This is a genomic window from Cytobacillus sp. QJM3NY_8 (genome assembly GCF_056173585.1).
In genome coordinates, this window is sequence record NZ_CM149681.1 from 4,354,396 (window position 1) to 4,377,275 (window position 22,880).

The window sequence follows — 22,880 nt, forward strand, 5'->3', positions numbered from 1 at the left end:
GGCTACGGCAGCGATAGATCGCACGACCGAAAGCGGAAGCTTCTGGTAGGACGCGGTTTTCTTAGGCTTTGTTCTTCTTTCGGGCCTTTACGGGCAGTTTGACTCTCTCTATTCCTTCTAAAATACCTAGGCTCTTAAAGAGGGAGCTTTTCTGCCCGTTAGACTGCGAAAAACCTATGCAGAAAGGAAGTTCTCCATATGCTAAAAGACGGACACATCCACACTCCCTATTGTCCGCACGGGACAAAGGACGCATTTGAAGATTATGTTGAAAAAGCAATAAATCTGGGTTTTAAAGAAATTTCATTTACTGAACATGCTCCGCTCCCTGAGGGCTTTGAGGATCCCGCACCTGCTCGCGACAGTGCGATGCGCAAGGAGCATCTTGAGAAATACTTCACTGATATATCAAGGGTGAAAGCTGCCTATCAAGGAAAAATCAGGATTAATGCGGGGCTTGAAGTGGATTATATTGAAGGCTTTGAACAGGAGATCCGCAAATTTCTTGATATGAACGGGAGATATATAGATGACTCCATTTTATCTGTACACTTTCTAAAGCATGGAAGCCGCTACGAATGCCTGGACTACAGTCCCGATGTTTTTGCAAAGATGATCAAAGAATACGGTTCTATTGAAGCAGTTTATTTGAATTATTTCCGCACCCTGCTTTTATCTATAAAAGCAGATTTAGGGCCGTTTAAACCTGGAAGGATTGGGCATATCACCCTGGTGAAAAAATTCCAAAAAAAATATCCCGCTGATCGGGAATTTAGAGAGGAAATAAACCAAATACTTGATGAGGTGCAAAATAAAGGCTATGAACTCGACTATAACGGAGCCGGTTTCGCCAAGCCGTTATGCAAGGAGTCCTATCCTCCCGATTGGGCTGCAGAAGCAGCTGCCCAAAAAGGCATTTCACTGGTTTATGGGTCCGATTCTCATCAGGCAAAGGAAATGGGTCAGGGCCTTGATAGAATGAAACACCTTTAAATGCTTTTAGAGTACAGCAGCATAAGGTTTTCCAGCATGATTGCACAGGACTCCATCAACCCAATTGAAGATCTCCTTCGTGTATTTGTCTGCGAAATATTTTTCATGAGGAAATACATGCAGAACTTCAGCCATATAATGTGTGTTCAAAAATGGCATTGACAGGAGTCCTTTCAGCTGAACAATCATATAATTGGCTGAATGGTTACGAAACTCCTTTGTTTTCATTCCCCTTTCCAGCACCTTGCCAAAATAAAACTTTTCCTTTGCTAAATAAGTGGACATAATTTCCCTTACCACTTGGGAATCTATAGAAATTTCCCGGAGTATCAATCTTGTTAGATGGCTATGCTCAAATTGATAAACCATGATATTTTGCGCAATTTTTTTCAGGCTCAGAGCCGCCCCCTGCTCAAGAATTGAAAATCCCTTCTCTATTTCCTCAATATACCCTTCAAAAAATGCTGTAAAGCAATATTCAAGCAGCCCGTGTTTGTTATCGAAATAATATGCAATATTCGCTGGATTCGTCTGCGCTTTCCCTGCAATATCACGGATGGAAGTCCCGGAGAAACCTTTCGTATTAAATAAGGATATAGCGGCCGATACAATTGCCTCTTTTGAATTTTTTTTCATCTTTCCCGCCTCGCTTTCTTTTGTAAAGTCTCTGTTCATGTACATATGAGCGAATAATAAATTATGGGTTTATTCTCAAAACGGATTTGTTGTGATAATTAAACATTCTTGCTAAAATCGTCTTATCCTTTTTAAAGTTCTCGACAATGTCTATCTATTTTCCTGTTCATCTGCCAGGAAATTCATATATCTTTTAGAAAGTAAGGTGAATTGTGATGTTTAGTGTCGAATCATACAAGGGAACCCGTGAAGAAAATTATCAATTATTGATTAAACAGCTCGCTGCTCTTCTTGAAGGGGAAACGAACAGCATTGCCAATCTAAGCAATGCATCAGCACTTCTTAATCAATTCCTGGACCGCACCAACTGGGTAGGATTTTACCTGATGGAAGAAGGGGAGCTTGTTCTTGGGCCATTTCAAGGTCTGCCGGCATGCGTAAGAATCCCCCTTGGTAAGGGTGTTTGCGGGACTGCTGCCAAGCAAATGGAAACAGTCCGTGTTGAAGATGTCCATCAATTTCCTGGACATATCGCCTGTGATGCAGCCTCACAGTCTGAAATCGTCATTCCGCTTGTCAAAGAGGGCAATCTTCTTGGTGTATTGGATATTGATTCTCCTGAAAAAAACCGGTTTGATGAACTTGACCAAAAATTCCTGGAAGATTTCTCGGAAGTACTTGTATCATTCCTTTAACGGAATAGCAAAAAGGAGATGACCGTATCTGCGACCATCTCCTTTTACTATTAAACTCCTTCGAGTGCCTGGGACAGATCATCCCTGATATCTTCAACTGACTCAAGCCCAACTGAAAGCCTCAGCAGCGTATCTTCAATGCCCATTTTTTCACGTGATCTCTTTGGAACCACTGCATGAGTCATAGTAGCAGGGTGCTGAATTAATGTCTCAGCATCACCAAGGCTCACGGCAATTTTAATAAGATTCAGCCGGTTCATAAATTCCTGGGCAGTCTCTTTATCCCCCTTTAGAGTAAAAGAAATCATCCCGCCGGGCCTCCTCATTTGTTTTTGCCCAATTTCAAAATCTGCATTATTGCTGTCTCCAGGAAAATAAACTTTTTCTACTTTTGGATGTGCCAGCAAATATGATGCGAGCCGTTCCGCATTGTCACAATGCCTGTCGAGTCTGACTGCAAGTGTTTTCAGTCCGCGCAGAAGCAGCCAGGCATCAAAAGGTGAAATAATGCCTCCAATGTCTTTTTGAGTCGTCATGGAGACTTTATCCAAAAATTCTTTAGAGCCTATTACAAGCCCGGCAACTACGTCACCATGACCTCCGATGTATTTTGTCGCACTATGAATGACAATATCACAGCCCAGTTCGATCGGATTCTGCAAATATGGTGAACAGAAAGTATTATCCACTACAACTGGAATTCCTTTCTCTTTCGCTGCTTCTGCAACCATACTCAGATCCACTAATTTCATTGTTGGATTTATTGGAGTTTCAACATAAATACAGGCAGTCTCCGGTTTAATTTCATCAAGCAGCTGCTGCTTTGATTCCATAGCTGAAAAATCATGGCTGATTTGAAATTTTTCCTCCATCATCTCCAGGAGTCCAAATGTACATCCATAAACTCCCTGAGAACATAAAATATGATCACCTGTTTTGGTTAAAGCAAACAGGACAGCTGAAACTGCAGCCATACCAGACCCAAAAGCAAGGGCTGCTTCTCCCTTTTCCAGTACGGCCATTCTTTCTTCAAGCATCTTAACTGTTGGATTGCCCAGACGGGAATAGATATACCCTTCTTCTTCACCGGAAAAACGTTTTTCACCCTGCTGTGCTGTCTCAAATGTAAAAGTTGACGTCTGGAATATTGGCGGTGCGAGGCTCCCTTTGAACCTTTCAGCATCGTATCCTTCATGGATGACCTGCGTCTCGAAGTTAAACCGATGTTTCCTATCCATTTTACCTCTCCTTTTCATTGCAAGCGCTTACATTATTATCTATAATAAACTTCTCTTTCAGCATATGATAATAGTATATTTTTTGAAAGTATTTTGTTTTGGAAAAATATCAATAAAGACTGCCTTTCCATAAGGCAGTCCTAGATAAATGAATCTGCAGCCGACTCAATGATCACTTTATTTTTCCCTGTGTTTTTGGCGGTATATAATGCCCTGTCAGCCCTTTTAAAAAGCGCTGCATATGAATCTTTTTTCCCCCTGCTCCAATACGAAATACCGCATGAAATGGTTACTTGGGGATCTGTGATTTGACATACCTTTCTGACAATCCGTTCAGCAATAAGTACTCCCGCCGACAATGAAACACCCGGAAGATAAAGAGCCAGCTCCTCTCCGCCCCATCGTGCGCCTATATCAGTGCTGCGGATATTGCTGTTAATTAAATTGGCAACTTGAATAATGATTTCATCGCCAACCTGATGTCCGTATGTATCATTTACCAATTTAAAATCATCTATATCCACAAGCATAAATGTTCCTTCATGATCTTCATTCATGGACTGATGAATCCGATCATCCAGATAGCTTCGGGAATATAGTTTGGTTAAGTGATCTGTTACAACCATCTTTTCAAGCTCTTCTCTAAGCATTGAATTGGTAAAGGCAAGCGTGGAATGATGAATCAAAGACTGAAGCAGCTTGAATGTTTCAAATGAAAAATGATAAGGAGAGCTATGCATGACAAGGGCAAATCCCTTTAATACTCCAGATTGGGCCATTGGAACAGCCATGATGGATTTATATAAACTTGCCGCACCCTCGAACTGTAAAGAAAAATCCCCAATAAAAAGAGACTCTTTCTCCTTGATGATCTTTTTCCTTATATAGTGAATATAGTCTTCTGCCTCTTTGGTTTGAAAAAATTCAGTACTGCCCTGGATTACATTCACATCGGCATTTTCAGAATTTATCAAGATGAAACCCGCTTCTTCAGCATCAAAGGAATGCAGAATCTGATCTGCCATGTAGTTCATGGTTTCTGTCAGCCGCAAATTCGAATTCAAGCGGTGGGAAGTTTCGTTAATTAATTGAAGGTCCGCTATCAATCGCTTGGATTGCTGATAAAGCTGCGCATTTTCCAGTGCACTTCCTGCAGTATTAGCCAGAAGTGTGATAAACTCAATTTCATTTTTAGGGAATATCATGGTATTAGGCGCAATGACCTGAAGTACTCCATAAACCCCCTGCTTCCCTTTTAATGGGGCATATAAGACAGAGCGCATTTCCTGCAGGGAATCTTCAAATTGAACTGCCCCTGTGACATATGCCTGCATGGCCGCGATGTTTTCGCTGTCATATTCAAGGTCTCTGATGGGCAGATCCCCATGATTATTGTTATCCTGGGACAGCAGAAGATAATAGGTAAAAGTGGGGTACATTTCCTGCAAAGTATAAATAATTTCCCCAAGCACCATATCCATATCCATTGAGGAATGGAATTTCTCCGTAACTCGATACAGCTGTTTATAACGTTTTTCTTCAGATGCAATTTTGGCCAGCCCCTGAGCTTTATCAAGAAATTGCCCGCATTCTTCGCTAAGCTCCTGAAATACTTTTTCTGTATAGGAATGAAAACAGCCTGATTCACCTGATAAAATCATGCATCCCAGCAGCTTGCCTCTCTTTACAAGAGGAATCATGATTTGTTCTTCCTTAATCTCGGTCCTTAAACTCTGCAACCCTCTGTTTTTGTTAGCCCATCTTTTTAAATCACCTGAAAAAGCAGGTGAAAGCAAAGCATCCGGGTTCGTGGCAGCTTCTGCAAAAAACTCCTGTTTCCATTCATTAAAGACGTACAGAGTTATTTCATCCGCTCCGGTAAGGGCTTTAATGGAAGAGAGCATTTCATTCAGTAATTTTTCATAGTGAAAGAAACCGTTCTCCGTATCGATAATGTCAAAAAAGCGGCTTTTTAAACTAAGTATGATTTGGTGTTCAAGTGTATCCATCTTTATTATCACCTATCAAATGTCTCAGATCATGAATCTTTAAACCAATAAGGTATATTATAACGGACTAGAAATTAATATTTTGAGCATACATGTGGCTATTTCGTTTCAACTTTCCTATATTCATATTTTTAAGAAAAGTAATCGCAGCATAAAATACACATTAAAATAAAAAAAGCGAAGCCGCATTCCTATTAATTAAACAATTCCAATTTTTTCTTTATTATATCATATCTTGCTAATGGACTCGTTATTAAGTTTTCTAATTCAAGTGAATTATGGCACAGGACAAAATCTTCGCTTATAATTTAAACATCCTTAAAAAATGAAGGAGTAAAAATAAAATCAACTTGACTTTTATCCTCTAAAAATTATATAATACTCCTTGTGTAAAATATTGCAGCCTATGTGAGCACCTTGATGCACTCATTTTGTTCCTCAACCAGAGTTTTCTGGGGATGGGGTACTGTGTAACCCTCTGCTGCTAGGGCGAAGGTACATGAAAACAAAATGGACATGATTGTTGTGCGCATCTGTTTCTGTTTTTATTTTACCCAAATAAAAACACAAAAGGAGGAGTCTTAAATGGCTCGTTATACTGGTCCAAGCTGGAAATTATCCCGTCGTCTTGGAATCTCTCTAAGCGGAACTGGTAAAGAATTAGAAAAGCGTCCTTACGCTCCTGGACAACATGGTCCAAACCAGCGCAAAAAATTATCTGAATACGGATTACAATTGCAGGAGAAGCAAAAGCTTCGTCATATGTACGGAGTAAATGAGCGTCAATTCCGCAATTTATTCGATAAAGCTGGCAAAATGCCTGGTAAGCACGGTGAAAACTTCATGATTCTTCTTGAATCACGCCTTGACAACGTGGTTTACCGTTTAGGTCTTGCACGCACTCGCCGTCAAGCTCGCCAGCTAGTTAACCATGGTCATATCATGGTTGATGGATCTCGCGTTGATATTCCATCATACCGCGTAGCACCTGGTCAAACAATTACACTTCGCGAAAAATCTCGCAGCCTTGACATCGTTAAAGAAGCAATTGAAGTTAACAACTTCGTACCTGACTTCGTATCTTTCGATGCAGACAAGCTAGAAGGAACTTTCACTCGCATGCCTGAGCGTTCTGAACTTCCAGCTGAAATCAACGAATCTCTAATCGTTGAATTCTACTCTCGTTAATAATTTTAAAACTGCCGATACATTTCGGCAGTTTTTTTGTTGTCCGGAAAACTCTGAGATAATCAAAAAGCCCTCCATCAAAGGAGGGCTTTTTGATTAGTATTTAATTAAGAAATATTTCTTCTTTCCGCGGCGAATGACAGTAAATTGGCCTTCAATCTTATCCTTATCAGAAAGAGTGTAGTCAAGCTCCGTTATGCGTTCGCCATTTACTGAAACAGCGCCATTCGTCACATCTTCACGTGCCTGGCGTTTGGATGGGGAGATTTTGGCAGCAACAAGCAAATCAACGATCCCCAATTCTCCTCCTTCAGAATGCTCATAAGATGGAACATCCTTAAAGCCTTGTTTTATCTCTGAAGCCGAAAGGTTTTTAATTTCTCCGCTGAATAACGCTGCTGTAATCTTTATAGCCTGTTCCAATGCTTCATCTCCATGAATCATGCGTGTCATTTCTTCAGCAAGTGCTTTTTGGGCTTTGCGGAGATGCGGTTCATCTTGAACAGCTTTTTCAAGGCCTTCAATTTCTTCACGGGATAAGAATGTAAAGAACTTAAGGTATTTGATTACATCCGCATCTGCTGTATTAATCCAGAACTGGTAAAACTCATAAGGAGATGTTTTCTCCGAATCAAGCCAGATTGCTCCGCTTTCCGTTTTGCCGAATTTTGTTCCATCCGCTTTCGTAACCAAAGGTATGGTCAGGCCGTATGCCTTTGACCCTTCAGGCGCCATTTTGCGGATGAGCTCAAGGCCGGTTGTGATATTCCCCCATTGGTCGCTTCCGCCAATCTGCATTTTGCAGTTATGATTCTCATATAAATGAAGGAAATCCATGGCCTGCAGGATGGTGTATGTGAATTCTGTAAAGGAAATTCCCGTTTCCAGTCTGGAAGAAATGGTGTCTTTAGCGAGCATGTAATTGACTCCGACATGTTTCCCGTAATCACGCAGGAATGTAACAATATCCATGGACCCTGCCCAATCATAGTTGTTAACCATGATTGCACCATTTTCACCTTCAAAATCAAAAATTCTTTTTAGCTGGTTCTTTATGCAGTTCACATTATGCTCTACAGTTTCCAGCGTCTGCAGCTTCCGCTCTTCGCTTTTACCGCTTGGATCTCCAATCAGGCCAGTGGCCCCGCCTACTAGAACGATTGGACGATGGCCTTCCTTTTGAAAGCGCCTTAATGTCAAAAACGGCAACAGATGCCCAATGTGCATGCTGTCAGCTGTTGGGTCTACACCACAGTATAAAGAGATTGCTTCTTTACCGAGAGTGTTCTCAATGCCCTCTTCATCTGTCTGCTGATAAATAATCCCTCTCCATTGCAAATCTTCAAGTAAACTCATCTTAACTCCTCCTATTTAACGGCTATTTTCAAGGCATTAACAGGGAATCACCCATACAAAAAACGCCCCTGCAAATATGCAGGGACGCATGATCATTTTTGCGCGGTACCACCCAAATTGAGGACAGCTGTCCTCCACTCTTTCAGAATAACGGATAATCCGTCCACTGCTATAACTGCTGGGCAGGTTGACAGTGAAAGCTCAGGGAGGTAATTCATACTTCTATTTGTACCGGCTCGCAGCGAACGCCGGCTTTCTGAAACAGGGATAGAAGCATTACTGGGTTCCCATCAATGCCTATAAAATATTTAAACGTCTAAGATAAAACATTTTTATCATATAAATCAGCCAAATGTCAAATGCCTGTGCGAAAAAAGGAAATTTCAGATAAATGGCGAACCTTGTCATATTACTATGTCGCAATATGCTATAATAGATGTGATTTTAGGGGGATTGATATGATGAAAGAAAAGTTTCAGATGTTATTTAATAAATTGAGGCAAACTCCGGGCCTTTTCGGGAATAAAAAAGCAGCTAAAGGTGCGAGCATTACTTACCAGGTTGTCTGGAACCTTACTTTGCTGTTTCTCATTTTAGCTGTCATTGGCGGTTCATTTGCGGGGGGACTTGGAGCAGGTTACTTCGCGTCGCTGGTAAAGGATGAGCCAATCCGATCTTATGCCAGCATGAAAAAAGATATTTATGACTATGCAGAAACATCGGAAATTTATTTTGCCGATAATGTTTATTTAGGGAAGCTCCGGACTGACCTGGAACGTGAGGAAGTTAAGCTTGATGATGTTTCGGAACACTTAATTAACGCAGTTGTAGCTACTGAAGATGAATATTTCTACGAGCATGACGGAGTGGTGCCAAAAGCGATCATGCGCGCACTGTTCCAGGAAGTAACAAATTCATCTGTTCAATCCGGCGGAAGTACACTTACACAGCAGCTGATAAAGAACCAAATCTTAACGAATGAAGTTTCTTTCGAGCGGAAAGCAAAAGAGATTCTGCTTGCTTTGCGATTGGAGAAATTCTTTGATAAAAAAGAGATATTGGAAGCATATCTGAATGTATCTACCTTTGGAAGAAATGCATCCGGACGTAATATTGCCGGAGTTGAAGCAGCTGCCAAAGGCATTTTTGGGGTGAGTGCAAAAGAATTAACCTTGCCCCAGGCTGCATTCATAGCAGGGCTGCCGCAGAGTCCATTCGGCTACACTCCTTTTACAAGGGAAGGAACGGTCAAAGAAAATCTGGAACCAGGTTTCTCCAGGATGAAAACTGTTCTGAAAAGAATGTATGACGACGGAAAGATTGACCAGAAGCAATATGAGGAAGCTTTGGCTTACGACCTGACCAAGGATTTCACTACGCCTTCAGAAAGCCCTTTGGAAAAGTACCCATATTTGACGTATGAAATTGAAGAACGTGCAGTAAACATCATGACTAAGATTCTCGCAAAAAATGATGGATACGAAGAGCAGGACTTAAAAGAAGATGACGAGCTCCGAGAGGAATACAGGACTCTGGCAGACCGGACGATCCGCCAGAATGGCTTCCAGATCCATACGACGATCAACAAAGATATTTATGATAAAATGCAGCAGGTAAAAAATAACTACCCTTATTATGGGCCAGACAAACCTGAGACGATTAAGGACCCAGAAACCGGTGAAAATAAACAAATCATGGAGCCCGTAGAGGTTGGAGCCATTTTAATTGAAAATAAAACCGGTAAAATCATCAGCTTTGTCGGCGGACGCGATCACAAACGCGAGCAGCTGAATCATGCTACAAGCGCTCTAAGACAAAATGGTTCAACCATGAAGCCGCTATTAGTCTATGCTCCTGCAATGGAACTTGGAAAAGCAGCACCTGGCACCATTCTGCCTGATGTGCCGCTATATCTAAGTCCAGGATTAAATAGGCCTTGGCCAAAGAACTATACGAATACCTATAGCGGGCTCGTTTCAGCCAGACAAGCACTTAAGCATTCATACAATGTCCCAGCTGTAAAGCTTTATAAGGATATAGTCGGACAGCGGCCTGCCTCTTATCTGGAAAAAATGGGCTTTACCTCTCTGATCGGTCCTGACTATACAAACTTGTCTACATCCATTGGTTCTTTGGAATATGGGGTAACTGTTGAAGAAAATACGAATGCCTTTACTACATTTGCCAACGGCGGAAAGTTTATTGACGCCTATATGATCGAGAAAATCACAGATAAAGACGGGAACATTATATTCCAGAATAAATCTGAGCCTGTAGATGTATTCAGTCCGCAGACAGCGTACCTTACAATCGATATGATGAGAGACGTTATTAACAGCGGAACTGCCACATCGATTAAGAACAGATTGAAGTTCAGTTCTGACTGGGCAGGGAAAACTGGTACTGGTACTGAATTCATAGATGCATGGTTCGTGGCATCCAATCCGAATGTCACTTTCGGCATATGGTCAGGATATGATACGCCTAAATCATTAAAAGCCCCTGGACCGCTAAGCTATAGTTTGCGCAATAACTATCTCTGGGCAGATTTGATGAATGCAGCATATGACGTCGCACCTGATCTTGTTGACCCGAGTGAAAGCTTTAAAATGCCGGGCGGAATCGTAAGACGTTCATTCTGTGCCATTTCAGGCCTTCTTCCTTCAGAAGCATGCTCTAAAGCTGGCTTAGTCGAGACTGATTTATTCAATGCCAAATTTGTTCCTACAAAAGTTGACGATAGCCTTGGCAATGGAAAACTTGTACGAATTGGCGATAAAAAATATATGGCACTTGATTCAACACCAGAAGAGTTTACTGAACCTGGAATGGTAGTGAATCCGGATTATATTCAAAAACTATTCGGCATTAAAGCAAATCTAAGTACTCTTATTCCGAATAAAGAACGCTGGAAGAGTATTCTGACAAGTGCAGATCAGCTCAAAGACAATGGCAAAGCACCTGCGGCCCCAAGCATAAAAGCTTCTGGCCAAACCATTACTTGGGGAGCACATCCTGAAAAAGATGTCATTGGCTATCGCGTTTACAGCGGAGGTAAAAAAGTTGCTACAATAAAAGCCGGCTCTTCCTTAAACTACAAGGCTGGAAGCGGCTCGATCCATGTAACAGCCGTTGACATTGCCGGCAAAGAGTCTGCTTCTTCCAATGTAGTAAAAATCGGCCAAAAGACGGAAGAAGAAAAACCGAAAGAAGAAAAGCCGAAGGAAGAGAAGCCAAAAGAAGAGAAGCCGAAAGAAGAGAAGCCGAAAGAAGAGAAACCTAAAGAAGAGAAACCTAAAGATCCTCCTCCAGCCGAGGAAAAGCCTGATGCTGATAAACCATCAGAACCTGATGAAGGTGAAGAAACTAATTAAAGAAAAGCAGAATCCCATTTGCCCAAAAAGGGCTTGGGATTCTGCTTTTTCTTTATAGAAATAACAATCGCCCAAAATATATTCTGGATACTTTGCTAAACAAAAAACCGCTGCTCATTTATGCAGCGGTCTCCTCTATTAATCTTCCATTGTAGACAAATCGCCAGTTGGCAGATCCAGTTCCCAGGCTTTAAGCACCCGGCGCATAATTTTGCCGCTCCGTGTTTTTGGAAGTTTGTCGCGGAATTCAATTTCACGCGGGGCTGCGTGGGCAGCAAGGCCTTTCTTAACGAATTGACGGATATCTTCCACCAGTTCTTCAGAAGGTTCATGTCCGTCCCGTAAAGCAACAAATGCCTTTATTATTTCACCTCGGACAGGATCAGGCTTGCCGATAACTCCAGCTTCTGCAACAGCCGGGTGTTCGATGAGCTTGCTCTCCACTTCAAACGGCCCAACGCGTTCACCAGATGTCATGATCACATCATCTACACGACCCTGGAACCAGAAATATCCATCTTCATCCATATATGCTGAATCTCCAGAAACATACCAGTCACCTGGCATAAAATAAGATTCATATTTTTGCTCGTTATTCCAGATGGCATTCATCATGGAAGGCCAGCCTTTTTTAATTGCAAGGTTCCCCATGCGGTTTGGCGGCAGCTCATTTCCCTGGTCATCGACAATGGCAGCTTTAACACCAGGAATCGGCTTACCCATGGAGCCCGGCTTAATCTCCAGGCAAGGATAGTTGCAGATGAGCTGTGCACCTGTTTCTGTCATCCACCACGTATCATGGATGCGCATATTGAATACTTTCATTCCCCATCTGACTACTTCAGGATTTAGCGGTTCACCGACACTGAGGACATGACGAAGGGAGCTTAAATCAAACTTTTTCACAACCTCATCACCTGCCCCCATCAGCATACGGAAAGCCGTCGGAGCACTATACCAAACCGAAACGCCATACTCCTCAATCATTTTATACCAAGTCTCCGGATTAAATCTGCCCCCGACAATAAGGTTTGAAGTCCCTGTCAGCCACGGGCCGAAAATGCCATATGAAGTACCGGTTACCCAGCCAGGGTCAGCAGTGCACCAATATACATCTTCTTCTTTTAAGTCCAGCACCCATTTAGCGGTCTGATAATGCTGAATCATTGCATTATGTACATGCAGAACTCCCTTTGGCTTGCCTGTAGAGCCGGAAGTGTAATGCAAAATAAGGCCATCTTTTCCGTCAACCCATTCAATTGGAAGCTTTCTGCTTGATTCAGCCATTCTTTTATTAAAGTCCACATACGGGCCTGTTTCCTCAATATTTTCCCCAACAAGGAAAACATGCTTTAAGGCAGGCAGCTGATCAACAGGCACACGTTCCAAAAGCTCAGGGGTTGTAATCAGAACTTTTGCTTCACTGTCATCAAGCCTGTCACGGACTGCCCCTTCCATAAATGCTTCAAAAAGAGGACCTACAATGGCTCCCAGTTTAATTGCTCCCAATACGGCAAAATAGAGTTCAGGAGAACGCGGCATAAAAATGAAAACTCGGTCTCCTTTTTCAACATCGCCATATGCTTTTAATGCATTTCCCGCTTTATTGGATAGTTCCTTCATTTCCTTGAATGTATATTTCTCATTTCTCTGTCCATCGCGATAATAAAGGGCAACCTTATTTTTTCTGAAAGATTCCGCATGTCGGTCAATGGCCTCATAGGCCATATTCATGCGGCCGGTTTCTTTCCAGGAAAATTCTTTTTCCGCATCAGCCCAGTTAAAATTTTCATACAGCTCATCATAGCTTTTTAAATTGAAGTCCCCTTGTGTTACTGGCAGCGCTTCCACTTTCATATAATTATCCCCCTTATTTAAGATTTGATATTATTATAGTATAAACATTATATTTTCTCAATTTTTAAAATTTTGGAGCGGGGAAAAAATTACTTATGAACCAACTGGTAAATTGTCACAAACTTATTTAAATTACACAGAAAATTGCGTGAAAGCGCTTTATCCCCCGTGTTTTTATGTATAATAGAAGTTACATTGATCATGTCTATGGCGGTGAATAAATGGAATATAAAAAAACTTATAATGCAAAAGAATTAAAAACAGCCAATGGTAAATTAATCATTGAGGGGCCAATTTCACCTGAAAAATTGGCAGATTATGAGTTTCACAAGGATCTTGTTGCTTTCAGGCCTCCGGCTCAGCAGCATAAAGCCCTGGTTGAAATTGCGGGATTGCCGGAGGGAAGAATTATAGTGGCCCGTGACAGGCATACCATTGTCGGCTATGTTACTTACTTGTATCCAGACCCTCTTGAGCGCTGGTCGGAAGGAAAAATGGATAATTTAATAGAATTGGGTGCAATAGAAGTGATCCCGGCTTTCAGAGGTTCAGGAACAGGAAAGAACCTGCTGAAAGTATCCATGATGGATGACGCAATGGAAGACTATATTGTTATAACAACTGAATATTATTGGCATTGGGATTTAAAAGGAACTGGCCTGAACGTATGGGAATATAGGAAGGTTATGGAAAAGATGATGAATGCCGGTGGTCTTGAATGGTATGCCACAGATGACCCTGAAATCAGTTCTCATCCCGCAAATTGCCTAATGGCCCGCATTGGAAAAAGAGTGGATCAGGATTCAGTGCAGCAATTTGACCGCTTGCGCTTTATGAATCGCTTTATGTATTAAATCTTAATAATAGCGTCAATACATAATTCATGCCTGTATTCACACTATTTTTTCGGCATGAATGTATCTCCATATATTTATAAGGAGGCATTTAAAGTGATTGTTGAAGAAATTATGAAAACGGATGTCACGGCCTTGTCAAAAGAAGACACCATTGCCGACGCCATAAAAATTATGAACGAAAAAAGAATACGGCATTTGCCTATTACAGATGAAGCGGGCAGATTGCAGGGACTTGTAACAGATAGGGACATCCGTGATGCGACTCCATCTATTTTTCATACAGAACTATTTAAGGAAGATCTGCAGAGACCATTAAAAATGATTATGAAGACAGATATCATTACCGGACACCCTCTTGATTTTGCTGAAGAAATTGCTGCGGTTTTTTATGAACAGCGAATTGGCTGCCTGCCAATATTAAACGATGATAAGCTGGTCGGAATTGTCACAGAAACCGATTTGCTTCATACGTTAGTTCAATTGACGGGAGCCCATCAGCCAGGTTCGCAGATTGAAGTAAAGGTGCCAAACAGGGCAGGCATGCTGTTTGAAATCGCTGAAGTCATCTGCAAAAGAAAAGCAAATATACAGAGTGTCCTTGTTTACCCTGACAAAACGGATGATAAATACAAAATACTGGTGATAAGGGTACAGACAATGAACCCTACGCTTGTAGTAGAAGATTTGAAAAAAGCAGGCCATCATGTTTTATGGCCCAGCCTGCCGGGGATTTCACTATGACACATGATTCATTATTTGTTTTTTCGGAAGACCTGCTGAACTACAAATTCAGCAAAAATCATCCTTTTAATCAGATAAGGCTGAAACTGACACTCGATTTGCTCAAAAACATCAATGCCATTGAAGAATGTCATATTATTCCTCCGCGCAAGGCTTCCGATGAAGAGCTACACTTGATTCATGATCCTAGTTATGTGAATGCTGTCAAGCTCGCCGGCAAAGGAAACCTGCCTGAGGATATCTGCGAAAACTATGGTCTTGGAACAGAGGACACACCTATTTTTCAAAACATGCACGAAGCAAGCTCCCTTTTAGTAGGAGGCACTCTGGCAGCCGTTGATGCAGTCATGAGCGGACTTGCTAAGCACGCACTTCACCTTGGCGGCGGCCTTCATCACGGGTTTCGGGGAAAAGCTTCTGGATTTTGCATCTACAACGATAGCTCCGTAGCCATAAAATATATACAGGAAAAGTATAAAGCCCGTATTCTGTATGTGGATACAGATGCCCATCATGGTGATGGTGTCCAATGGTCATTTTATGATGACCCGGATGTATGCACCTTATCTATTCATGAAACTGGCAGATACCTTTTCCCCGGAACCGGAAATGTAAATGAACGAGGACAAGGGAAAGGATATGGATTCTCTTTTAATATTCCCGTGGATGCATTTACTGAAGACGATTCCTGGCTTCACGCATACCGTACAGCTTTTCGGGAGGTTGCAGAATTTTTCAAACCGGATGTGATCCTGACGCAAAATGGTGCTGATGCCCATTATCTTGATCCTCTTACCCATTTGTCATCTACTATAAAGATTTATAGGGAAATTCCGAAACTGGCCCATGAAATTGCCCATGAATATTGTGACGGGAAATGGATTGCCGTCGGCGGCGGAGGTTATGATATTTGGAGGGTTGTTCCCCGGGCATGGGCCATGATATGGCTCGAAATGACTGAAAACTCTAATTGTTACGGCAATATACCGATGGAATGGATAAACAAGTGGAAAGAACACGCACCTGTGCCTCTTCCCCTGGAATGGGATGATCCTGCTGATTTATATGAGCCTATCCCCCGTAAGAGCGAAATAACTGAAAAAAATGCCCGGACAGTGGACAAAGTTCTTTATCCGATCCGAAACAGAACAATGACAGAATCTTTATAAGAACAGCGGCCGGGAACATTTTACCGGCCGCTGTTCATTTCTGCATATGTAAATAAACAGGTCTGACTATTGCCAGATCTGTTATCAATTATGAATATTGTTATCTTCATTAAATTTCGGATCAGAAATAATGATTTCAACACGCCTGTTTTTCTCCCAATTCTCCGGTCCGGAATTAGGGACGATAGGACGGGTTTCCCCATAGCCCACAGCCATAAACCTATGACTTTCAAGATTATGCTTTTCTGTTAGATATCTGATTACAGTACTAGCCCTGGCAGCAGATAACTCCCAATTGGACGGATATCTGTAAGTAGTTATGGGCCGGTCATCAGTATGTCCCTCCACCTTCACAAGGTTTGGCATGTTTGCTAAAAGGGTTCCTACTTTATCCAGGAAAGAGTATGAACTGTCTATCAGACTGGCATCTCCGGATTCAAATAAAACCTGTTCCTGCAGAACGAGAACGACCCCCCGTTCCGTCCTGTTCGCCACAATCACTTTTTCTAAGCCATTCTCATCCAAAAACGACTGGATCTCCATCAGAAGCTCATCAAGCGAATCTGATTGCCCGCTGTCCTCATTTTCCTTTATTTCTTCATTTTGTTCCGGGTTCTCTGCAGGAATGATAGACGGCTGAAAATCCAGCACCTGTCTGTCCCGGAAAGAATCGGATAATGCCTGAAACTTCATTAAATCAATCTGGGACATCGAAAACAGCAGAATAAAAAATACCAATATCAGTGTGACGAGATCGGAGAAAGTCACCATCCATCTTGGGGAGCCTTTTGGAGGCTCCGGAGATCTTCTCCTAGGCTTCATTATCCAGTGCCTCCCCCTCATTTACAGCTTTATCCAAATCTCTCCGTTCTTCTGAGGATAAAAAGGCGCTCAGCTTTTCTTCCAATATTCTCGGATTCTGCCCGGATTGAACACCGATAACCCCTTCAATAATAATCTGCTTCAAAAAAACTTCCTTCTCTGTCTTTAAAGCCAGCTTCGCTGCCATCGGCAGAAAAATCAGATTGGCCAGCAGGGATCCATATAAAGTAGTCAGTAAGGCAAGAGCCATATTGGGCCCAAGTGTGGAAGGATCATTCAAATTTTTCAGCATCAGAACCAGTCCGATCAGGGTCCCTATCATTCCCCATGCCGGAGCGTATTCCCCGGCTCTTTCGAGAATGCTTCTTCCTTTTCTGTGCCTCTCTTCCATCGCCATAATTTCGGCATTCATAATGTCAGTAATGACATCTGGCTCTATACCATCCACAGCCAGGTATACGCCTTTCTGAATGAATGGATCTTCCACCTTCCCGATTTCAGCCTCAAGCGATAACAGCCCTTCACGCCGGGCACGCTCAGAGAGTTTGACAAAAATTCCAATCAGCTCGCCAACGCTTTGCTCTTCACTGGAAAAAACCTGCTTAAAAACGGTGGCCATATGCCTGATATCTTTTAAAGGAAAACTTACAAGCAGCCCGGCTATTAAACCGCCCAGAACAATAAGAATTGAAGAAGGGTCAACAAAGGATAAAAAACCATCAGCTCCTCCATTCCACATGATTCCAAAAATCAGCATAGCAAGCCCCACCATTAATCCAGCCGGTGTTAACATATCAACCTTTCTCATACTCTCTCTCCCTGATCCATTGCGAATTGCCTTTGTCTAATGGTTTATTATTTATGTGCTCTAAAACAGGTACGATAGCTTAAAATTGGCAGAAAGAAACGCCTTTTAATTAAGGCGCTTCTCTTTCTTCTCTTTTGTCCAGCTGCAGCGCCTAGCCCCCTAGTCACTTCGGTCCAGATGCTGAAGTCAAAGAACGACTTCAACTTCTGGACCTCCAGCGCTGGTCGGGGCTGGTCGAGGAGCTTCCGCTTTTCTGTTATATCGGCAAATTCATTACTTTGTTGAGCTTCGTTCTTCAATTCGGTGAGGGAGTACAACAATTTGCTCATCGACTGATTCTTTATTCATAAGTTTCGTAAGCAATCTCATGGCAACTGCACCAATATCATACAATGGCTGAACGACTGATGTCAGCTGAGGACGGACCATTAATGCCAATCTTGTATTGTCAGAGCTGATGACCTCAAAGTCTTTCGGGATATTATACCCTTTATCCTCCGCCCCGTGGACAATTCCCAATGCCATTTCATCAGATCCTGCAAAAATAGCTGTTGGACGCGGATCTGCCTCAAGCAGCTTTTCAAAGGCTTCTATACCTGAATCGTAAGTATAATCTCCTTCAACCACCAATTCATCGCGGAAGGCCACCTCAGCTTCTTCCAAAGCCCGCTTATAGCCTGCAAGCTTTTTTTCCTGATTAATCGGCTCGCGGAGAGGTCCCACCACGATAGCTGCATCTTTATGGCCTTTTTCAATAAATGACTTAGTCACATCAAATGCTGCCTGTTCATAATTAATATTTACAGATGGGATTTTGCCTGTTTCTTCAATAGAGCCAGCCAGTACGATCGGAACCGGTGACTTTTCAAACTCTTCAACATGCTCGGAGGTAATATTGCCGCCCATGAAGACTATTCCATCCACCTGTTTCCCGAGCATAGTATTGAGCAAGTGCAGTTCTTTTTCAATATTTTGGTCGGAGTTGCTGAGAATGATATTGTATTTATACATTGTCGCAATATCCTCTATGCCCCTTGCCAGTTCTGCAAAAAAGGTGCTGGAGATATCGGGAATGATTACACCGACTGTCGTCGTTTTTTTGCTTGCCAATCCTCTTGCAACCGCGTTGGGGCGGTACCCAAGCCGGTCAATTACTTCCATTACTTTTTTTCTTGTTGCAGGCTTAACATTCGGGTTGCCATTTACAACACGAGAAACCGTTGCCATTGATACATTCGCTTCTCTTGCTACATCGTATATTGTTACATTCATTACTTACACTCCTTCTTTAAATAGCGGTCGCTTCAATTACTTTATATTTTACAGCAACACGACGTAACCTACTCATTTTTTATCCTAATTTGTGAGTGGTTACACATGTACAATTATGTATTTAATCATACGACAGTCCAGGAATTGCCGCAATGTCAAGGCTTGTATTTTTGAAAAAAACTTAAATTTCCACTTTAAATGCAAAAAAAAGAGCCTCCTGCTACCAGCAGAAGGCTCTCCATATTTAGATGGCTACACTTTCAGCAATGCTGAAGATTGAAGTTCAGCCATAAATTGATCAAATTGATTCAAGTCCATTTGCTGCGCTGAATCTGATAGGGCAACGGCCGGGTCTGGATGAACTTCTGCCATTACACCATCTGCGCCGATTGCCAGCGCAGCTTTTGCTGCTGGAAGAAGCAAATCTCTGCGGCCTGTTGAATGCGTAACGTCAACCAGTACTGGCAAATGTGTTTCCTGCTTAAGAATAGGCACAGCCGAAATGTCCAATGTATTGCGTGTAGCACGTTCGTATGTGCGGATTCCGCGCTCACATAGAATAATCTGTCCATTCCCCTGGGACATGATATATTCCGCTGCATTGATGAATTCTTCAATTGTAGCTGCAATCCCGCGCTTTAAAAGAACTGGTTTGTTTACAGCCCCCGCTGCTTTTAATAGCTCGAAGTTTTGCATGTTTCTTGCCCCGATTTGAATGACATCAATATAATTTACAGCCGTTTCAATATCATTAGGGCTTACGATTTCAGAAATAACAGCCAGATCGTATTCATCTGCCACTCTTTTTAAGATTTTTAAACCTTCAAGGCCAAGCCCCTGGAAATCATACGGTGATGTTCTTGGTTTATATGCGCCTCCGCGAAGGAGCTTAAGTCCTTTTGCTTTTACAGCTTCAGCAACAGTTGCCACCTGCTCATAAGATTCAACTGCGCAAGGGCCAAAAACAAGATGAGGATTGCCATCCCCTACTTTTTCACCCTTTAAGTCTACAATCGTATTTTCAGGCTTCTTTTTGCGTGAAACAAGAAGCGCCTTTCTATGATCATCTTTTTGAAGTTCAAGACCTGCTTTAAAAATTTCCTTGAACATATGCTCAATTGTTGAATTTTCAAAAGGACCGTCATTATGCTCTTTTATCAAGTCCAGCATCTTGCGTTCCCGGACAGGATCATAACGATAAACCCCTTGTGTTTCCTTTACTCTTCCGATTTCCTGAACAAGTTCTGCTCTTTCATTGATCAAAGATAAAAGCTGGAGATTCAGCTCATCCACTCGATCACGAAGTTTATCTAGCTCTTTATTGCTCATTTCCTGTCCCTTCCTTTCAAATCTGAATTTAAGCCGTGTTGGTTTCAGGATAATGCACAAAACGTGCATCTAAATGTGCACAGCGTTAAACATTTCCATCTTTCTCTTTTACGGCCTCTGGATATGTGATACATTTTTTATAATTAGGGTTATTATATATGAATTATTCAGACATGTCACGAAATATTTCTTTATTAATTAAACGCTTTTAAGTGATAAAGCGGCTTCAGGGCTTTATTTATGCATTTTATGACATTTACAAAGAAGGTGTACTGCTTTGGACGAACAAAAAAAGCTTTTTGCACTGGATATCGGCACCCGCACGGTGGTCGGAATTATTCTCGAAGAAAACGGCGGGCAATATCATGTGAAAGACATCGTGATTAAGGAGCATGCAGAAAGGGCCATGCTCGACGGACAGATCCATGATGTACTGGCTGTATCAAAAATTATAGCAGAAATCAGGGATGAACTAGAAGCAAAACACGGCCCATTAAAAAAGGTGTGCGTTGCAGCGGCAGGCAGGGCTTTAAAAACAGAAAGATCTGAAACAGTTATCTGTATTAAAGGAAAACCGATGATGCAAAAGCAGGATATACTTCACCTTGAATTAAGTGCAGTTCAGCAGGCACAGGCAATGGTTGCAGAAAAACATGAAACTGAGAAAAGCTATTATTACTATTGTGTTGGATATTCCGTTTTATACTATCGTCTTGATAAAGAAGAAATCGGCAGTCTAATTGATCAGCAGGGGGATGAAGCATCCGTTGAAATCATTGCTACGTTCCTGCCCAAGGTTGTAGTGGAGTCACTAATCTCAGCTCTACAAAGGGCTGGCCTGGAAATGGAAGCTTTGACACTTGAGCCAATCGCAGCTATTAATGTGCTGATTCCTCCTTCGATGAGAAGGCTGAATGTTGCTCTTGTTGATATCGGTGCCGGAACGTCCGATATTGCCATTACAGATATGGGCACAGTTACAGCTTACGGAATGGTGCCTGTAGCAGGAGATGAGATAACTGAAGCAATCAGTGACCAGTTTCTCCTGGACTTTCCTTTAGCCGAAAAGGCAAAGAGAGATTTGCATGTATCGGATACAATTACTGTCACGGATATTCTCGGCTTCCAGACAGAAGTCAGCAGGGAAGAGACAATTGAAAAAATTTCTCCTGCGCTAGAACGATTGACAAATTCCATCTGCGATGAAATTCTGCAGCTGAATAATAGGCCGCCCAAAGCCGTCATGCTGGTAGGGGGCGGGAGCTTAACACCTGGACTTCCTGAAAGAATAGCGCAAAGACTGGGCCTTCCAGCGAATAGAGTCGCAATAAGGGGAATTGACGCAATAAGCGGGCTGAATTTACCGGATTTTACATACAAAGGCCCTGAACTTGTCACCCCAATAGGAATAGCCATCGCTGCTAAAAAAGCCCCAGTCCAATATTGTACAGTTTACGTCAACGATCAGCCTGTCAGGCTATTCGAGGTCAAGAACCTGACAGTTGGGGATTGTCTCCTGGCAGCAGGCATTAAAATGAATAAGCTTTACGGTAAGCCCGGACTCGCCATGATAGTCAAACTAAACGGGCAAAGCGTTACGATTCCAGGAAGTCATGGAGAAGCTCCTGTCATCATACGCAACAGCCTTACAAGTGCTTTGGATGAAGAAATCAAATCAGGGGATATCATCACTGTTTCAAGAGGACGTGACGGATTGCCTGCTGAAGTCCGCATAAAAGATTTGATTGATGAAGTTCCTGAAAAGTCTATTACTATTAACGAAAAGCAGTACACAATCCACCCTGTTATTACCTGTAATGAAAAAGCTGCCTCGCTTGAACAGATCATTGCTGATCGGGATAAGGTAGAGTGCAGAATTCCGGAAACATTTGAAGAAGTCTTAAGAAACTTGAACCTAAACGATTTATTAAGCGAGCTTACGCCTTTTAGAATCAGCATTAATGAAAAAGAGACATTCCTCCCCCGCCATACCGGAAAGCTTTTTAAAAACGGCCTTGAGGCGAATTATCATAGCATAGTAGACGATGGTGACAATCTCCGAATTGAAAAAAGAGGCACACTATCAGTAAAGGAATTAGCAGATATAAAGCAGCTGGTACTACAGCAGAGGATCCCGGTCATGTTTAACGGTAAGAAATTAGAGCTTTCAAGAGGGATACTTGAATTTCAGAGGGAAGGAGCTGTCCTCAATGAAGATGATGCGATTCATGCTGGAGATGCGATAACACTCGTGAAAAAACCAATGTCTCCTTTTATTTTTCAGGATATCTTCAGCCATGTTAGTGTAGATATGCCTGCAGCATCTTCCGGAAGCTTCGTTCTCTTGAAAAATGGGGAAAAGGCATCTTTTCATGAACCTATAGAGCCTGGTGATCATCTCAAAATCGTGTGGCCTGCCATAAATAATAAAAATTCAAATGTGAAGTATATATAAGAAAAGCGGGGGCAGGCTGCTAGTGTTAGACAGTTATCGACGTTTAATAAATATATATTTTCTTGTTTGATAGCAAAAACC

17 protein-coding genes and 1 other annotated feature are annotated in these 22,880 nt (G+C 42.1%); of the genes, 8 read left to right on the forward strand and 9 right to left on the reverse strand.

What is annotated here, in order from left to right; genetic code table 11:
• Positions 1–198: 198 nt before the first annotated feature.
• Entirely contained in the window at positions 199–993 is a 795-nt protein-coding gene (gene hisJ / locus AC0VZ9_RS22320; protein WP_019383056.1) for a histidinol-phosphatase HisJ, read from the forward strand.
• A 6-nt stretch (positions 994–999) separates the two neighbouring features.
• Here the strand turns inward: hisJ and refZ are convergent, their stop codons facing one another.
• Positions 1,000–1,629 carry a forespore capture DNA-binding protein RefZ gene (gene refZ / locus AC0VZ9_RS22325; protein WP_019383055.1) on the reverse strand — a complete coding sequence of 210 codons (630 nt, stop codon included), beginning with the start codon at positions 1,627–1,629 and terminating at the stop codon, positions 1,000–1,002.
• 215 nt (positions 1,630–1,844) lie between these two features.
• Here refZ and AC0VZ9_RS22330 point away from each other — a divergent pair, with 215 nt between their 5' ends.
• Complete coding sequence (locus AC0VZ9_RS22330) at positions 1,845–2,324, forward strand: GAF domain-containing protein (RefSeq protein WP_009333314.1); 480 nt, start codon at positions 1,845–1,847, stop codon at positions 2,322–2,324.
• A 50-nt stretch (positions 2,325–2,374) separates the two neighbouring features.
• Here the strand turns inward: AC0VZ9_RS22330 and megL are convergent, their stop codons facing one another.
• Both megL and AC0VZ9_RS22340 read right to left on the reverse strand, forming a co-directional pair.
• Positions 2,375–3,562, reverse strand: coding sequence for a methionine gamma-lyase (gene megL / locus AC0VZ9_RS22335; RefSeq protein WP_475396735.1), 1,188 nt, complete (start codon positions 3,560–3,562; stop codon positions 2,375–2,377).
• A gap of 140 nt (positions 3,563–3,702) precedes the next feature.
• A complete protein-coding gene (locus tag AC0VZ9_RS22340; RefSeq protein ID WP_217025974.1) occupies positions 3,703–5,571 on the reverse strand; it encodes a sensor domain-containing diguanylate cyclase in 1,869 nt (622 codons plus the stop codon).
• Positions 5,572–6,156: 585 nt separating this feature from the next.
• Between AC0VZ9_RS22340 and rpsD the strand changes: the two genes are divergently transcribed.
• A complete protein-coding gene (gene rpsD, locus AC0VZ9_RS22345) occupies positions 6,157–6,759 on the forward strand; it encodes a 30S ribosomal protein S4 (RefSeq protein WP_009333317.1) in 603 nt (200 codons plus the stop codon).
• Positions 6,760–6,855: 96 nt separating this feature from the next.
• Here the strand turns inward: rpsD and tyrS are convergent, their stop codons facing one another.
• Positions 6,856–8,115 (reverse strand): tyrosine--tRNA ligase, encoded by a 1,260-nt coding sequence (gene tyrS, locus AC0VZ9_RS22350; RefSeq protein ID WP_251156448.1) that lies wholly within the window; start codon positions 8,113–8,115, stop codon positions 6,856–6,858.
• Positions 8,116–8,192: 77 nt separating this feature from the next.
• Positions 8,193–8,418, reverse strand: a binding site (T-box leader).
• A 155-nt stretch (positions 8,419–8,573) separates the two neighbouring features.
• Here tyrS and AC0VZ9_RS22355 point away from each other — a divergent pair.
• Positions 8,574–11,489 carry a transglycosylase domain-containing protein gene (locus AC0VZ9_RS22355; RefSeq protein WP_217025976.1) on the forward strand — a complete coding sequence of 972 codons (2,916 nt, stop codon included), beginning with the start codon at positions 8,574–8,576 and terminating at the stop codon, positions 11,487–11,489.
• A gap of 138 nt (positions 11,490–11,627) precedes the next feature.
• Here the strand turns inward: AC0VZ9_RS22355 and acsA are convergent, their stop codons facing one another.
• Positions 11,628–13,346: an acetate--CoA ligase gene (acsA, locus tag AC0VZ9_RS22360; RefSeq protein ID WP_009333320.1), complete on the reverse strand. Its 1,719-nt coding sequence runs from the start codon at positions 13,344–13,346 to the stop codon at positions 11,628–11,630.
• Between the two features lie 221 nt (positions 13,347–13,567).
• Between acsA and AC0VZ9_RS22365 the strand changes: the two genes are divergently transcribed.
• The 3 genes from AC0VZ9_RS22365 to AC0VZ9_RS22375 all read left to right on the forward strand — a co-directional run bounded on the left by AC0VZ9_RS22365 (position 13,568) and on the right by AC0VZ9_RS22375 (position 16,113).
• On the forward strand, positions 13,568–14,200 hold the full coding sequence (locus tag AC0VZ9_RS22365) for a GNAT family N-acetyltransferase (protein ID WP_217032631.1): 633 nt from the start codon (positions 13,568–13,570) through the stop codon (positions 14,198–14,200).
• A gap of 96 nt (positions 14,201–14,296) precedes the next feature.
• A complete protein-coding gene (locus AC0VZ9_RS22370; RefSeq protein WP_009333322.1) occupies positions 14,297–14,944 on the forward strand; it encodes an acetoin utilization AcuB family protein in 648 nt (215 codons plus the stop codon).
• On the forward strand, positions 14,941–16,113 hold the full coding sequence (locus AC0VZ9_RS22375; protein WP_475396736.1) for an acetoin utilization protein AcuC: 1,173 nt from the start codon (positions 14,941–14,943) through the stop codon (positions 16,111–16,113). The genes AC0VZ9_RS22370 and AC0VZ9_RS22375 overlap by 4 nt, the downstream gene beginning before the upstream one ends.
• A gap of 84 nt (positions 16,114–16,197) precedes the next feature.
• Here the strand turns inward: AC0VZ9_RS22375 and motS are convergent, their stop codons facing one another.
• The 4 genes from motS to AC0VZ9_RS22395 form a co-directional block, all read right to left on the reverse strand.
• Positions 16,198–16,935 carry a flagellar motor protein MotS gene (gene motS / locus AC0VZ9_RS22380; RefSeq protein ID WP_019383049.1) on the reverse strand — a complete coding sequence of 246 codons (738 nt, stop codon included), beginning with the start codon at positions 16,933–16,935 and terminating at the stop codon, positions 16,198–16,200.
• Complete coding sequence (gene motP, locus AC0VZ9_RS22385) at positions 16,925–17,743, reverse strand: flagellar motor protein MotP (protein WP_019383048.1); 819 nt, start codon at positions 17,741–17,743, stop codon at positions 16,925–16,927. Before motP ends, motS begins: the two co-directional genes overlap by 11 nt.
• Before the next feature lie 273 nt (positions 17,744–18,016).
• The gene (gene ccpA, locus AC0VZ9_RS22390) at positions 18,017–19,015 is read right to left on the reverse strand and encodes a catabolite control protein A (protein ID WP_009333326.1); all 999 of its coding nucleotides are present in this window, start codon (positions 19,013–19,015) and stop codon (positions 18,017–18,019) included.
• Positions 19,016–19,267: 252 nt separating this feature from the next.
• Positions 19,268–20,344 carry a bifunctional 3-deoxy-7-phosphoheptulonate synthase/chorismate mutase gene (locus AC0VZ9_RS22395; RefSeq protein WP_009333327.1) on the reverse strand — a complete coding sequence of 359 codons (1,077 nt, stop codon included), beginning with the start codon at positions 20,342–20,344 and terminating at the stop codon, positions 19,268–19,270.
• A 277-nt stretch (positions 20,345–20,621) separates the two neighbouring features.
• On the opposite strand from AC0VZ9_RS22395, the gene pilM reads away from it, so the two are divergent.
• The gene (gene pilM / locus AC0VZ9_RS22400) at positions 20,622–22,799 is read left to right on the forward strand and encodes a cell division protein FtsA (protein ID WP_009333328.1); all 2,178 of its coding nucleotides are present in this window, start codon (positions 20,622–20,624) and stop codon (positions 22,797–22,799) included.
• Positions 22,800–22,880 lie beyond the last annotated feature (81 nt).